Genomic DNA, 14,422 nt, shown 5'->3' with positions numbered 1-14,422 from the left:
ATGATTAAAAAAATCGGGGTCATTACTCTTCTTTGTTTCTTATTATCAACAAATGTGTTCGCAAATACAAATCAACAAATTGAAGTGTTTGATTGTCAAAAAGAAATGGTCGTTCAAAAACAATCTTTAGATCCAGCTATTCAAAAAGAAGCTGTTCAATACGCTAAATCCATTACTGGCCCATTCAAAAACTTAAACGTCGTTCCAAAAGATGGTCACATGATAAAAATCCCATTATCTAAACCAATTTCTATTACAAATCAATGGTTACATACAACAATTGATGAAGTACTTATTCTCCTCCCGCTTAATCAAAAACCTTATATTATGCTTTACGATGATGAAAATAATCCGCATTTTTATTATGTGAAAGGTGATCCGAAGGGGTTATTGAAAGAAATGAATGTTAAATTATAATGTAAGAAAGATCCCACAAATATCATTTGCGGGATCTTTTATTTATCAGTTAGCAACTACATTTTCATTTAAAAAATGAATAACCTGTCTTTTATGATGGTTATCATGATCTATAAATTCTTTAATAATATATATAAGAGAATACGGCGTTCCAGTATGAGGACAATGTGATACCCCATTGGCTGTTAAAGGTTTCTTTAGATTTTCATCAGGCAGTAATTTAAGTTCTTTTACAAGTAACTCTCTTTTAGCTTTTGCTTCTTCAAGAAGTTTCACCTTAGATATACCTGATTTAGCATAATTAGATGCTAATTTATTATATGTATCAAAATCAGGGAACTCCATTCCCTGTCCATTTCTCACTGACGATAATGTCTCACGTAAAAGATAGTCATCCCAGTTCATAATATGTGATATGATCTCGCTAACAGTCCATTTCCCCTCTGATATTGGAGCCACCCACAATTCCTCTTTCATACCTTTCAATGTATTTAACCAAATTGAATATTCATTGAAATCATTAATAATTTTATTTTCTCCCATCATCCAATTCCCCATTCTAATATTAGATTCATATAAATTATAACATCAATCTACACAAAAATAGAACAAAAGTTCTATTAGAGGGATAAATAATAATTCATTACATCCTTTTATATAAGTTCAAATAATGGCTCGCTCCCACATATTTTGTCCCTTTCACAAATCCACTCGAAGTATAAAATTTGTCACCCTGTTCTGTATCTGTATGTAAGACAACAATATTAAAATATTTTTTCGCATCGTTTAAAATTCGTACTAACAGTAACCTCCCTAATCCTTTCCTTCGGTATTCTTTTGCAATATAAAATCTCCTTACCCTACCAATCTTATTGTTTTCTGTATATGGATCCTCATTCAGCCCTCCTATTCCAATTAACTTTTCCCCTTGAAAGATACCATGTAAACATTCTCCAGTTTTATTAAAGGTGTTTATTTTATTTTCATATTCACTTATTAGTCTTATTAGGAAATTAAATCCTTCTTCTTTACTTTCTTCAATGAGATAGTCGTATTCGTATATCATTAAATCTTCAATTTGTTGAATATGTATGTCTTTCAAGTAAATTCCCCCCTTAATATGAAAATACATAAAAATGCTCAAGAATCTTTTGTTCTGAGCATTTTTATGATTGTTACTTTATTCAATTCGTAGAATGGCTATTCTTCACTTCAGATATAAATCGATAATATAATTGTCTAATTTCTATACATTTAAAGCTATTTGTACACAAAAATCATGAATAAAGCCGTTTAAGTAAATACATTTATAATATCTCTCAAATATTATATTAGTTTATATATTTGCCATCCTTCTCTAACAGACTCAAGATACATTATAATTTGCTAATTGATATGTTTGTGTAACCACTGTTCAAATATCTTTAACTGTTCTGCAGTATGAAAGTAATGTTCCCCCGTCTCCATGACTTCTAATTCACAACAATGTTTTTTTGTAAAATCGTTAATAGTTTCAAATTCGCACAGTTCATCTTTTGCTCCGTACATAATATATGTATCTATATTCCATTTATTAATAGGATGTTCTTTTACATAGCATAAATAATCCCAATATAACTTTTGACCAATAGGTGTCTCTATAGTCATCTCTTTTTGCAAAAGTTCTGGTGTTACATTAAACCATTTCATCATATTTTCGATAATTCGTTCCATATTAACTACTGGTGATAAAAATAATGCCTTTTCTATCACATCATTTTGATAGGCTAAAAGGCTAAAATAAGCTCCTATACTACATGCAAACACGCTTACTTCTTTCCAATGTTCTTTTGCGTAATTCATAATTATAGATAATTCACTAACACAAAACTGTACTTTGCAAGGAGTATTATCATTTGTTCTTTCTCCATGCTCAGGTAAATCAAAACTTAATACTTGATAACCTTTTTGATTAGCTTCTTCACCTAATTTTTGAATAACTGCATCTTCCTTATTTGACATATTTCCATGTACTGCAATAAAAACTTTTTCACTTTTATCTCCCCACAAAACCGCGGGAATATTACTAATGTTAAAATTATCTTTCAGCATATTTCCTCCGTGTAATAAGATATATAGGAATTGGCAAAAAACTGCACACACTTTATAATCTCTGCACAGTAGGCAATATTCCCTTCAACTCAAGTAAATCATCTATTACTATATCCGCCTGAGCAAGTTCATCTTCTTGTGCAAAATCAAAATTGCATCCAATCGCAAGTAAGCCATTATCTTTGGCTGCATTTATATCAGATAACCGGTCCCCAACTACAGCTGCTTCTTTTATATCATATTTGTTTAAAATACTTTTTACTAAGTCACTTTTATTAAGTGAGTTTATTTGTTCAATACTAAATGTTTCAGTAACCCATTGGTCTAAATCATAATAAGATACGATTGCTCGTAAATATTCAGTTAAACCATTACTAGCAATATATATTGAACAATTATTTTCTTTTATATATGCTAACACTTCTTTTACATTCGGGTATAATGCACCTTTTCCACTCTTAATGTTTTCAATTAATCTTTCTAAAAAAAATGCATCTGTTTGTTCTCTTACTTCAAGAGAATGATTTGGTAATAACGCTTCCCAAACTTTCGGTAAAGGCACACCCATGATTTCACGGTATTTATCAATAGGTGTTACCGTATCCCATAATTGCAATGAACGTAAATGATCAAAAGTATCATCTAACGATAATTCTAAAATTTTATCTGTTTGAAATAACGTTCCGTCCATATCAAAAATTAATGCTTGTAACATTTTACTCTCTCCTTTTGAATTACAATACAGTTTTACTTGATATATTTTTCAGCATCTCAACGATAATTTCCGAACAATAATTTGCTGCCGTTTTCGCGAAGTCATCATAAGAGACTTGTGCTTCATCGTCTGCGCTGTCTGAAATACATCTTATAACGAGAAACGGTATATCATTTATATAGGCAACATGTCCAATTGCTGCACCTTCCATTTCTGTACAATGCGGTGCATATTCGTCTATTAACTTCGCTTTTAGGTTTGAATCTTCAATAAAACATTCACCGCTTACAATTCTTCCTTCATGAACCGCAATATGTAAACAACTACAATTGCATGCTTTACGTGCTAACTCTACTAATTCCTTACTTGCGACAAATTCTTCTTGGAACGGGAATAAGTTTTTCATTTGAGTTTTACTTACATCGTGATGGGTAACATTCGTTGAAATAACTACATCGCCAACTTTTACATCCGGATGTAACCCGCCAGCAACACCTGTATTGATGATAGCATTTACATCAAATTTATGAATTAATGTTTGCGTACATGCGGCTGCATTTACTTTCCCTACACCAGAACGTGTAATAATTACTTCTGTTCCCATGAATTCTCCAACGTAAAAAGGTATTCCAGCAATTGTTTGTTCTTCTATTATAACTAGTTTTTCTAAAAGTAAGTCTATTTCAATTTGCATTGCTCCGATAATGCCGATTTTGTTCATGTATGTAGTCCCCTTCATTAATTACTCCCTTTAATTCTTTCAGACATAACCGAAAATAAAAATTTCGGAAGTACAAGTTGTCTCTTTAACCGTTTCGGCTGTGAGAGTAACCTATACAGCCATTCGGTTCCAGTATCCCTCATAATTTTCGGTGCTCTTTTTACAGTACCAGATATTATATCAATCATGCCTCCAATACCAATAGATAGCGGAACGTTTAACGTTTGTATGTTTTCATAGATGAATTCTTCTTGTTTTGGTGAACCTAGTCCTACTAGCAATAAATGCGGCTTGAATTGCTTGATTTTTATTTTTACTTCTTCTATTTCTTCAACATTTACAAATCCATGCTGTCCTTTAAACTGTGCTCCTGGGAACTGCTCATTTAATTTTAATAATGCCTTTTTATTACTTTCTGGTGCGGCTCCAAAAAGAAAGACACGGTATCCATTGTCATTACAATATTTTATTAAATCATGAGTGATATCTGCCCCAGTAACACGTTCTTTCAAAGTTCCCTTCAATATTTTCGAGCCAATTATGACGCCAATCCCATCCGCTGTTATTAGATCCGCAGATAGTAACATCTTTTTAAACTGCTTTGATTTTTCTGTGGTTTCCTTTGCAGACATAACAATTTCAGGATTTGCAGTTACTACAAACCTTGGTTTCTCTTGTTGTTCATGTAGCCAACCTTTTAATAAACTTATAGCTTTTGCGTATTCTAAAGTTGAAAAAGGTATTCCTTTTATAAGCTGGTAATCCACTATACTCTCCCCTTACGTAAGCTGCAAATATTCATCGATATCTTTAGAAATTTGTTTAAAAGCTTTATCCCAAAATTCATAGCTTGTTATATCCATTTCAAAATGTTTTTTCATAAGCTCTTCCACTGGAGCTTTTCCTGTTTCTCGTAAAAACTCTTTATATTTCGAATGAAAAGTACTTTTAGTTTCTTGAGCCATCTCTAATAAACTAAAACTAGCTAAATAGCCAAATGTGTATGGATAATTATAAAAAGGAATATCTGCTATATAAAACTGAACATATTTCATCCAAACAAACGGCTGATATTCTGATAATGCATTCCCATATGCTTTTTCTTGCGCTGCTATAGATAACTTCTCAATTTCATCAGCACTTACAGAACTTTCTTTACACTTTTCATAAAAATTCTTCTCAAATTCAAACGATGCTCGAATCGCCATTACATAATTAAAACTGTTTCTTATTTTCCAACTAAGCAATGACTTTTTCATATCTATACTATCTGTTGTTTGAATTAGATAATTTATGAGCACGGTTTCAAAGAAAATAGACGCTGATTCTGCTGTACTCATTGGCAGGTAATCATCTAAAAATGAAGTAGATTGTTCCAAACTCATAACATAAAAATGCCAAGCATGTCCTAATTCATGAGCAAGTACTCTTACACTATCAATTGTTCCATCATAACGCATTGAAATACGGGATTCTTTTTCACTGAAAAAAGGAGCACAAAACCCACCTGGTGGTTTATTATCTCTTGGTTCAGCATCTACCCATCCATTTGCTATTGCATTCTGTGCGAACTGTGCCAATTCTTCATCTATATTTTTTAGTGCATCATATATGTTTTTTACTGCTACTGAAAAAGGAATAATAACCTCATTATTTTCCTTTACTGTCATAAGTTCATGCCATGTAATCGAAGCTCTACCTTTCTTATACACATTTAAAGCACTAACTAATTTATCTAGATTTTCTTCTGTCGCATTCCACATTTGTAATAATACAGTTTCAGTAATACCATTCGCATGTAGAGATTGCGTTAAAATCCCTCCATATTCTAATTCATTACTCTTTGTATTACGTATTCTCCCTATTTGATTTAATACAGTAGCAAAAATTTCTTTTTCCTTATGTAAGGCATTTGTTAATAACTCGAATACTTCTACTCTTTCCTTTTCATTATCACTATTCATTGCAATATTATTCGCTTGTCCAAATGATATTTGCTTATTATTGTGCTCTATTTCTATCTTATTTCTTAATTGTATGTACATATTTTCCCATGCACCAAGTTCATCTTTTATTAAATTAGTATTAAGATTATTGGAAGTTTCCATTTCACTTTTCTGTATTACTTGCTGTACTTCACTTTTTAGTTCCTTCACTTTCACAGTCAATTTAGTAAGGTCAGATGAAACACTTTCTTCAACCGATTGACAGTACAAATAGTATTCTGCTTTTTCAATAGCTTGTATAAGCTTTGAAAGAATCTCTACATCTTTTGTTACAAAATATTGCTCTTTCAACTCCAAAATCGGAAATAGAATATCCTCATTCAAATACAATCGATTTAAATCCCATCTAGCAATTTCTTGCATTTTTATAGCCGCCTCCTATTTTTACAAATAGTTACAGATATTTCTCCCCTCACAATTATAAACGAAATGTAAAAATTTTAATATCTTTAAATATTTAGATTTCCACAAACTCATTCTTATTTATATTCTTTTCTTCTGCTACTGAAACGCACATAAAATAAACATATGAATGCTACGGCTACTGGGATCAGTACTACTCCTCCAATAAAAGGGTAAACAACTACGCAACATGTAAAAGCTACTATAGAAAAAATTTTACCTAACCTATTCTTTATTAATTTCATTCCAGCCGCAGTACCGACAATGTATGTAACAATCCCTAACGAATTCGGTATTAAAACAATTTTATCTATGCTAATATGGAAAACGAAACTTATTAACAAACCTATTATTGCAATGTAACCAACAACTTTTACTGCATTTGTTGGTGTTTCTCTTTTTTTATTAACATGTGCTAAATAACGAGGTGCAACTTCTTCTTTTCCTAGTGAATAACCTAAGCGCCCCATACTTGCAATAAATGCATTTGTCGTCCCTAAACAAATGATAAAAGCTACAAATCCAATTAACCATGCAAATTGGTCGCCTAAAGTTTGCTTAATTACAAGCACGAGAGCTGTAGTATTATCAACATTAATATGATAGGATTTCGTTCCAATTACTGATAATGCAATACCCATATATAAAACTCCAATAATAACAATCGCAAATCCTGTGGATAAAATAATATTTCTTTTTCTAGGTGTTTTAAATTCTGGCGCTAAACTCGCAATGGCTTCCCAACCGAAAAACGACCAAAAAATTAATAATGATGCCTCTAAAATTGGGTTTATTTTTTGCATAGAAATATGTACATTTATATGCTTCATTTCAATATAAGGTAATGAACTTATAATTGTTACGATTAAAATAATGAAAGTTAATACACCTATACATATTTGAAACAATCCACTTATTTGTAACCCATATAAATTGAAACCAATTGAAATACTTAAAATAATTAGCGCTATAACGTACGAAAAATATGATGGTAACGTAAAAACCTTCACTATATACATGCCACCAGTCAAAGATACAACGATTTGCCCAACACTACCTGCTATATAAAAAGACCAACCTATAATAGCACCTACATTTTTGCCAAAAGCTTTTTCTGAAAAAGTAGCAATTCCACCTGTACTTGGATGCTCAATCGATAAAAAAGCGAATGTGAACGCAAGTGGAATACTAAGTGCTATCATAACAAGCCAGGAAACAATCGCATTCCCTTCTGCTACACTCGCTGTCATACCAGGTAATATAAGAATTCCTGATCCTAGAACCGCTCCGACGTATAAAGCAGTTCCCTTTTTAATTGAAATTGTTTCATTAAAATGATTAGACATTACATGCACCTCCATTTATATTTTAATTATAGAAAGTTGTCAGTCTATTTGACATTCAAAAGTGTATGTAGTCTGGCATTAGATTTTACATTATGTATTTATTTCAGAATTTCACTTTCGTATTTGTAAAGGAGCATAATTCATGGATGAAATTGATAAGAAAATAACCCTATTACTACAAGAAGATGCCAGAATGACAATTACAGAAATGACTGAGCACTTACACCTCACCCGCCCTAGTGTTACCGAAAGACTAAAGAGATTACAAGATACTGGAATAATTGAGAAATATACCGCACGGATATCATTAGATGCAGTTGGAAAATCAATTCAAGCATTTTTAAGAATTGAAAATTTAAAGATTCCTTGTAAAAAATTTGAGGAAAAAATATACGGAGAACATAGAATACTTGAATGTCACCGAGTGACAGGTGAAAGTAGCTATTACTTAAAAGTAGCAGTTCACTCTATGAAGGAATTAGAAGAATTAATTGATATCGTTATTCCGTTTGGAACAGTCAAAACTTCGATGATTTTATCTTCACCAATACCATATCGACCGGTAATCACAGATTAAAGAAAAAAGGATTGATCAAATGATCAATCCTTTACTCTACTTCATTTAAGAAAAATAACGTTATAACGCCAGGTCCTGTATGTGCTCCGATTGCTGCACCAATTGTATTTACGATAAATACTTCACAACCGAATCTTTCCATAATTAATGATTTTAATGCTTCGGCAGTTTCTAAGTCATCGCCATGAGTCATAGCGATTGTTTGACCTTTAAGGTCTTTTCCGCGCTCTTCCATAATATCTACAATTCGGCCAAGGACTTTCTTTTTCCCACGTACCTTTTCAAGTGGTACAAGCTTTCCTTCTTCTACGTTTAAGATCGGCTTAATGTTTAGTAAACCACCGATAAATCCAGCGACTTTACTTAAACGTCCACCTCTCACTAAGTACTGTAAGTCAGCTACAGTGAAAATATGTTCCATATGGTTCATTAGAAAATCAACACGTTTTAAAATATCTTCTTTTGATGCGCCGTCTTTCGCCATTTTAGCAGCTTCTAAAACGACAAGCCCTTGACCAAGCGAAGCACATTTTGTATCGATAATTTCTAAATCTAAATCAGCATAAGTTTCTTTCACTTCTTCTTTAATAACAACTGACGATTGATATGTACCAGACAGTTCAGATGAAAAAGCTAAATATATACAAGGATTACCTTCTTTTGCATAAGAAACAAATTTTTCTTGGAAAGTTTCAAGTGAAGGCAATGACGTTCTATAAACTGCGCCTTCTCTCATTTTTTGCAATAATGTAACTGACTCTAATGTAACTCCATCTAAATACTCTGTTTCTGCTTCATCATATACACGGAGTGGAATTAAATCAATATCATATGCTTGCAGCAATTCTACCGGTAAATCCGCCGCACTATCCGTAATGATTTTAACACCCATTTTTAAACCTCTATTCTGTTATAAATATAAAATAATAAAATATAAAATAGTACTTTTAAATTATATACGTAAAACTTAAATGAAGAAAGGAAAACACTTTATATTGTATGCACTATTCTTCAAAACTTGAACAGTAATTGAAAATCATGCGATTCCAACTACTTTTTTCCTGATATTATATTCAATATAATGAAAATAACGCAAGTTTTCCAAAGGAGGATGCATATGAGTATTCAACTAGCTACATCTAATGACCTAGAATGGATTAATAATCAATATGAATCGATAGGATTTGTACAAAGTGATTTAGAGAGAGATAAAGTTGCAATCATTACATACAACAATGAGTATGCAGGTGTTGGACGATTAGTCCAACTAGATGAAAATACTTTAGAAATGGGTGGGATTTTTGTTCTCCCTAAATTTAGAGGTCTACAATTAGCTAAGAAACTTGTTTCATTCTTAGTACAGACTGCGAAAGCATTAGAAATACAAAACGTATTTTGTATTCCTTTTGAAGAACTAGAAAGTTTTTATAAAACATATGGCTTTATTGATGTTGATATGACGAAAGAAGTTGTCCATCCAATTATTCTAAAAAAATATAATTGGTGTTTAGAAAATTATGATAAACATGTATTACTATTCAAGTTGAGAGTCTTGTAAAAAAGAAGTGAATACACTTTATTTTACACATCAGTTTATAGCAAGCAATTATCAATTTTTTTATTAAATTCTTAAATCAAACCACATATAATCCAAATTTTATGTCTGTTTTTAATAAGTGTTAGTAAGTTTGTTTTCAAACATGTTAGCACTTATTTTTTCATAGACCTAAATAGATTCATATAATAAAGTAACTATCCCCGTTAGCAAAAATTAGTCTTCATAAATATTACACTGAATTTATTGAGGGAAAACCATTTGTAGCATTTAGGGAATATATTCATTTTTATTTCATTCGTACTTGTACTTCCTGTTCTTGTATTACTTGAACGACTAATTCCAGTACAATATTTTGCATTAATTGATACATATTATTATGAAATGTACTTTGTTCTGATATGTATTCAATACATTGATAAATATAGCCTTCTACAAATAAGCTCCCTTTTTCAACTGTAAATGTATTTTGTCCATTTTTTATTACTTTTGGCACTAAGAATTCAGTTTTTGTCAAAACAATCTCCTGTTCCACCTCTTTTATTCCTATGACTTTTTCTTTAAATACAACTTTTTCTCGTAAAATAATTTCACCTTTATATTTTCCTATTTCTATTGGTAGCTTGGCTGTTATAACATTATTTACTTCTCCTTCATTTTTACCCTCTAATATTATGCTATGTATAGGGGTCCATGAAGATGTCTCTACCTTATTCTCTTCAATATTCCCTATGACTTTTTTATTATATAATTCCATAAGCACTCTCTTTTCATGAAGATTAAAAGAAACTATTTCACAATAAGCCTCCGAATGATACTGTTGTACTGTAGTTAATAACTTAGAATCTAATTCACGCCTACCTACATCTTTTTCATTTTGAAAAACAAACGCTTCTTGATTTTTTATGTTTATTTTTGGAAATACTTTAAAACTAGACACTTCAGAAATAATAGAAAATGGTGTTTTCACTACCATTGAACGCACTGATGGTTCTATTTGTGATTCAGATGTTGCATTTTCTTTCTTTACTTCAGATACTTCCTCTTCTTTCTTTACTTCAGATACTTCCTCTTCTTTCTTTACTTCAGATACTTCCTCTTCTTTCTTTACTTCAGATACTTCCTCTTCTTTCTTTACTTCAGATACTTCCTCTTCTTTCTTTACTTCAGATACTTCCTCTTCTTTCTTTACTTCAGATACTTCCTCTTCTTTCTTTACTTCAGATACTTCCTCTTCTTTCTTTACTTCAGATACTTCTTCTTCTTTCTTTACTTCAGATACTTCCTCTTCTTTCTTTACTTCAGATACTTCCTCTTCTTTCTTTACTTCAGATACTTCTTCTTCTTTCTTTACTTCAGATACTTCTTCTTCTTTCTTTACTATTCTTTCTCGTGAATTATCTTGTTTATTCAGATTTTTATACTTGTGAATTTCATCCCATAGCACCTTACCAATCCATGGCTTATTCATCACCATCCCCCCCATCTAATAAAATTCAGGAAAATATGTTATTTTACACGTATTCATTTTCATCATTATATATGTTTTATAATAATAAAAAAGACATTGTCTTTTTATCAAAGACAATGCTTTTTTAGTTTTATACTTGTACTTGTTGTACTTGTAAAACTTTTAAAGTAAGATCCAGTACAATTTTTTCACGAAGAGTATCAAATGGTTCGTTTAGGTCTGTTGGACAAGGTGAAAAGTCTAATTCAAAAAATTGAGCGCTGACTAATTCGCAATACGGTTGTTCATTATAAAAAACTGTATTTTCGAAGAAGTATTTGTCTAAACGTGGTAGATCACCATTTTTAGGATTAATAAAATGAGAAGTAGTATCTGAGGAAGCAGCCACTATAGCCTGTGATAGAAAATCACCAGCTGTTAAATCAGCAAAACCAGAAAATGGAACATTAGCAATGCGGTCATATAGCACTCCATTACACTCGTCATTTGCATATTCAATGTTTTTACGAATATATCCTTGTACAAATAACTTTGCTCTTGTAACTCGGCGGTAAGGTGTACCTGGTACTGGAGTAAATGCTACAGGAACTAACTTACATTGTGTTAAAAATGCATTTTTTAAGATACGTTTAATTTCAACCGCTGGAGGATCTAATGGAATATCAGATTCTACAACAATTTGAATCGTTCTTTCTGCTAATACAACCGGTATTTTTACAATTGGTGCTCCTGGAGTAGTAATTGGCGTTGCAGCTGCATCACTTAATGGTGTTTGGGTTTGTCCTACTGCCTGACATGGTACATTAATTGGACATTGTTCACTCATATTTTATAATCTCCTTTATAATAAAATTTAGAGTTTTTTAACTCTCTTTACTGTATATGTACTGTTTCTATTAATGCGTGGGTTTGTATCATAGTCACTTTTATCAATTTCTCTTGATAGTTAAAAATACATAAATTAATATATGGAGCCTATACGAATATCTACCTAGATAAGATAGAATTAATAAGAATGCTAAAATTTATTTTTAAAGATTCTTTTATTTTATCGACAAAGGGAATATTTAATATTAATCATTTACTCACTTAATATATCCACAAAACAGAACATCACGACTATTGTCCCCTTTTATAAAAAAATAAAAACCGACTAAAAAAGCCGGTTTTTGTACTCACTAGATTATAAAATCTCCTTATTATTGAACTGATTATTTTATTCTCAAACGTTTCCATAGGGGTTCTTAACAACGCCTATCAAAACATTCTAGTCATTTGTCTTTCCCTTTTTAACTTCTTTATTCTGTACAAATCGTACAATCTCTGCTCATTCATCTATTATCCACAAAATAAGCATCATACGCCTTATCAAAAACATATCCTAGCTTTTCTGCTAGTTTAGCAGACGTAGTATTCGCTGCATCCCAGTTTGGATATATCCCTTTTTCTAAACAGTCCAGGATTATCGCCGCACTAACTATAGTTGCCAACCCTTTTCTTCTATGATTGTGATCAGTCGCAACTTCAATTTCAATGCCATTATCATAAATGCTATATGATGATGCACCGCATACAACTTCTTCTTTATACAAAATACTATACCCTATACCCCGGTTTATATAATCTTCTACTGATTGAAATTGACTTGTAAAATCTTCAGATACCTTATGTAAAGTAGGCTTATTTATGATATGTTCATCTATTTTCCTTAACTCATACCCTATTGGAAGCGCCGATATAAAAGATTGTAATTTTGAACGATTAAAAACTTCCGCATTACGTTTGAATTTATAGCGTAAAAACTTATCTATTTTTCTTCCGTAAAATGTTTCTAAACGCATTTTCCACTCTACACTATTTACGATTACTAACATTCTATCAGGAATGTTGCGTAGTAATTCTTCTGTTTCTTTCATCTTTGAATCCCCAGCGTAAAATGTAAAAATCCCAACCGTAACTTGCGCTACTGTTGGATTTTCAAGATCATTTACCCAAGCGGTACCCATATGACCTTGTAAATAAGAAAGTAAAACAACGTTATTGAAATCTTTGAACATATTAACTAATTTTTCTCTTGTATGTATATTCGCTTCATATATCATTTACATTCCCGCTTTCTTTGGAATCAGTTTAACTCTACTTTTCATATATAAACAAAAGTATATTAAACTATATATAATCGTAAAATATTCGTAAATATAAAATTATTATAACATCTAATCAAAAAAGTAAAATTCACTTTTGCAGTTTCAAAATACACATCTTTATATCTAAATAAATCCAATTTATTGAAAAACTTTTTCAAGTATACCAAACCCATCTAAATAACTGTAAGATTAATTTGTAAATAAACTTTTTAAGGGGGATTATAAAATGTCTGATTTCTATTCTCGTCTTTCAAAAAGTGATGCCGCTGTTCTTCTTGTGGATCATCAAACTGGTCTAATTTCTAGCCTAGTGCGCGACTATGGCACTGATGAGTTCAAAAACAATGTTTTAGCTCTTGCAAATACCGCTAAGTTTTTTGATCTACCGGTTATTTTAACAACTAGCTTCGAAGATGGCCCTAATGGTCCACTCATGCAAGAATTAATTGAACTTTTTCCAAATGCGCCTAAAATAGCGCGTCCTGGACAAATAAACGCATGGGACAATGATGAATTTGTAAAAGCTATCGAAGCAACAGGTAAAAAACAGCTAATTATCGCAGGCGTCGTTACTGATGTTTGTGTTGCATTCCCAGCGCTATCCGCTGTAAACGCAGGATATGAAGTGTTTGTTGCAACTGATGCATCGGGCACTTTTAATAAGCAAGTTGCTGATGCCGCTCTTATGCGTATGGCCCATGGGGGCGTTCAACTAATGAACTGGTTTAGCGTTGCAGCTGAATTACAGCGTGACTGGCGAAATGATGTTGAAGGCTTTGGATCATTACTTGCTAAGCATCTTCCAAGTTATCAAAATATTATCGGAAGCTACATGGGAGCTCAAAAAGAATTTAGTAAGTAACACAATCATGAATTAATCTTACTAAAAGTTACTAACAACTATTTACATAGTTAAAAAAGGGCTACTTCAATAGCCCTTTTCTTAGTTGCTTTACTAACATTCATATTAACAA

At 31.7% G+C, this 14,422-nt stretch carries 16 protein-coding genes; 4 read left to right on the top strand and 12 right to left on the bottom strand.

All coding sequences use genetic code 11. The features are described 5' to 3' along the window. Nucleotides 1-417 (top strand): hypothetical protein, encoded by a 417-nt coding sequence (locus tag QEP67_RS13560; RefSeq protein ID WP_000591785.1) that lies wholly within the window; start codon nt 1-3, stop codon nt 415-417. A gap of 45 nt (nt 418-462) precedes the next feature. On the opposite strand, the gene QEP67_RS13555 is transcribed toward QEP67_RS13560, so the two are convergent. The 8 genes from QEP67_RS13555 to QEP67_RS13520 form a co-directional block, all read right to left on the bottom strand. Then, nucleotides 463-960, bottom strand: a complete 498-nt coding sequence (locus QEP67_RS13555; protein WP_000504415.1) for a DinB family protein — start codon at nt 958-960, stop codon at nt 463-465. A 100-nt stretch (nt 961-1,060) separates the two neighbouring features. Continuing rightward, entirely contained in the window at nt 1,061-1,519 is a 459-nt protein-coding gene (locus QEP67_RS13550; RefSeq protein WP_000651673.1) for a GNAT family N-acetyltransferase, read from the bottom strand. Nucleotides 1,520-1,803: 284 nt separating this feature from the next. Continuing rightward, a complete protein-coding gene (locus QEP67_RS13545; RefSeq protein ID WP_000910326.1) occupies nt 1,804-2,508 on the bottom strand; it encodes an alpha/beta hydrolase in 705 nt (234 codons plus the stop codon). A 52-nt stretch (nt 2,509-2,560) separates the two neighbouring features. Then, nucleotides 2,561-3,223: an HAD hydrolase-like protein gene (locus QEP67_RS13540; RefSeq protein ID WP_000938418.1), complete on the bottom strand. Its 663-nt coding sequence runs from the start codon at nt 3,221-3,223 to the stop codon at nt 2,561-2,563. A gap of 19 nt (nt 3,224-3,242) precedes the next feature. Further along, the gene (locus QEP67_RS13535; RefSeq protein WP_001033370.1) at nt 3,243-3,944 is read right to left on the bottom strand and encodes a 5'-methylthioadenosine/adenosylhomocysteine nucleosidase; all 702 of its coding nucleotides are present in this window, start codon (nt 3,942-3,944) and stop codon (nt 3,243-3,245) included. A 17-nt stretch (nt 3,945-3,961) separates the two neighbouring features. Then, nucleotides 3,962-4,711: a WecB/TagA/CpsF family glycosyltransferase gene (locus QEP67_RS13530; protein WP_000386252.1), complete on the bottom strand. Its 750-nt coding sequence runs from the start codon at nt 4,709-4,711 to the stop codon at nt 3,962-3,964. Between the two features lie 12 nt (nt 4,712-4,723). Continuing rightward, nucleotides 4,724-6,313, bottom strand: a complete 1,590-nt coding sequence (locus QEP67_RS13525; RefSeq protein WP_064472802.1) for a M3 family metallopeptidase — start codon at nt 6,311-6,313, stop codon at nt 4,724-4,726. Nucleotides 6,314-6,429: 116 nt separating this feature from the next. Then, nucleotides 6,430-7,698, bottom strand: a complete 1,269-nt coding sequence (locus QEP67_RS13520; RefSeq protein WP_000064914.1) for an amino acid permease — start codon at nt 7,696-7,698, stop codon at nt 6,430-6,432. A gap of 142 nt (nt 7,699-7,840) precedes the next feature. Here QEP67_RS13520 and QEP67_RS13515 point away from each other — a divergent pair, with 142 nt between their 5' ends. After that, entirely contained in the window at nt 7,841-8,275 is a 435-nt protein-coding gene (locus QEP67_RS13515) for an Lrp/AsnC family transcriptional regulator (protein ID WP_000343328.1), read from the top strand. A 31-nt stretch (nt 8,276-8,306) separates the two neighbouring features. On the opposite strand, the gene QEP67_RS13510 is transcribed toward QEP67_RS13515, so the two are convergent. Next, nucleotides 8,307-9,167, bottom strand: a complete 861-nt coding sequence (locus QEP67_RS13510) for a DegV family protein (RefSeq protein WP_000538275.1) — start codon at nt 9,165-9,167, stop codon at nt 8,307-8,309. A 225-nt stretch (nt 9,168-9,392) separates the two neighbouring features. Between QEP67_RS13510 and QEP67_RS13505 the strand changes: the two genes are divergently transcribed. Beyond that, nucleotides 9,393-9,833: a GNAT family N-acetyltransferase gene (locus tag QEP67_RS13505; RefSeq protein WP_000027155.1), complete on the top strand. Its 441-nt coding sequence runs from the start codon at nt 9,393-9,395 to the stop codon at nt 9,831-9,833. 286 nt (nt 9,834-10,119) lie between these two features. On the opposite strand, the gene QEP67_RS13500 is transcribed toward QEP67_RS13505, so the two are convergent. From QEP67_RS13500 to QEP67_RS13490, 3 genes are all read right to left on the bottom strand, one after another. Further along, nucleotides 10,120-11,301 (bottom strand): BC_2427 family protein, encoded by a 1,182-nt coding sequence (locus tag QEP67_RS13500; RefSeq protein ID WP_353706616.1) that lies wholly within the window; start codon nt 11,299-11,301, stop codon nt 10,120-10,122. Between the two features lie 130 nt (nt 11,302-11,431). Continuing rightward, complete coding sequence (locus tag QEP67_RS13495; protein WP_001294978.1) at nt 11,432-12,127, bottom strand: CsxC family protein; 696 nt, start codon at nt 12,125-12,127, stop codon at nt 11,432-11,434. 505 nt (nt 12,128-12,632) lie between these two features. After that, nucleotides 12,633-13,403, bottom strand: a complete 771-nt coding sequence (locus QEP67_RS13490) for a GNAT family N-acetyltransferase (RefSeq protein ID WP_000638713.1) — start codon at nt 13,401-13,403, stop codon at nt 12,633-12,635. 271 nt (nt 13,404-13,674) lie between these two features. On the opposite strand from QEP67_RS13490, the gene ycaC reads away from it, so the two are divergent. Beyond that, complete coding sequence (gene ycaC / locus QEP67_RS13485; RefSeq protein WP_001279445.1) at nt 13,675-14,310, top strand: isochorismate family cysteine hydrolase YcaC; 636 nt, start codon at nt 13,675-13,677, stop codon at nt 14,308-14,310. The last annotated feature ends 112 nt before the right edge of the window (nt 14,311-14,422 follow it).

Source organism: Bacillus cereus group sp. MS39, from assembly GCF_040448665.1.
Classification (GTDB): domain Bacteria; phylum Bacillota; class Bacilli; order Bacillales; family Bacillaceae_G; genus Bacillus_A; species Bacillus_A wiedmannii.
The sequence above is the reverse complement of the archived record's forward strand: the minus strand, read 5'-3'. Positions and strand labels throughout refer to the sequence as shown.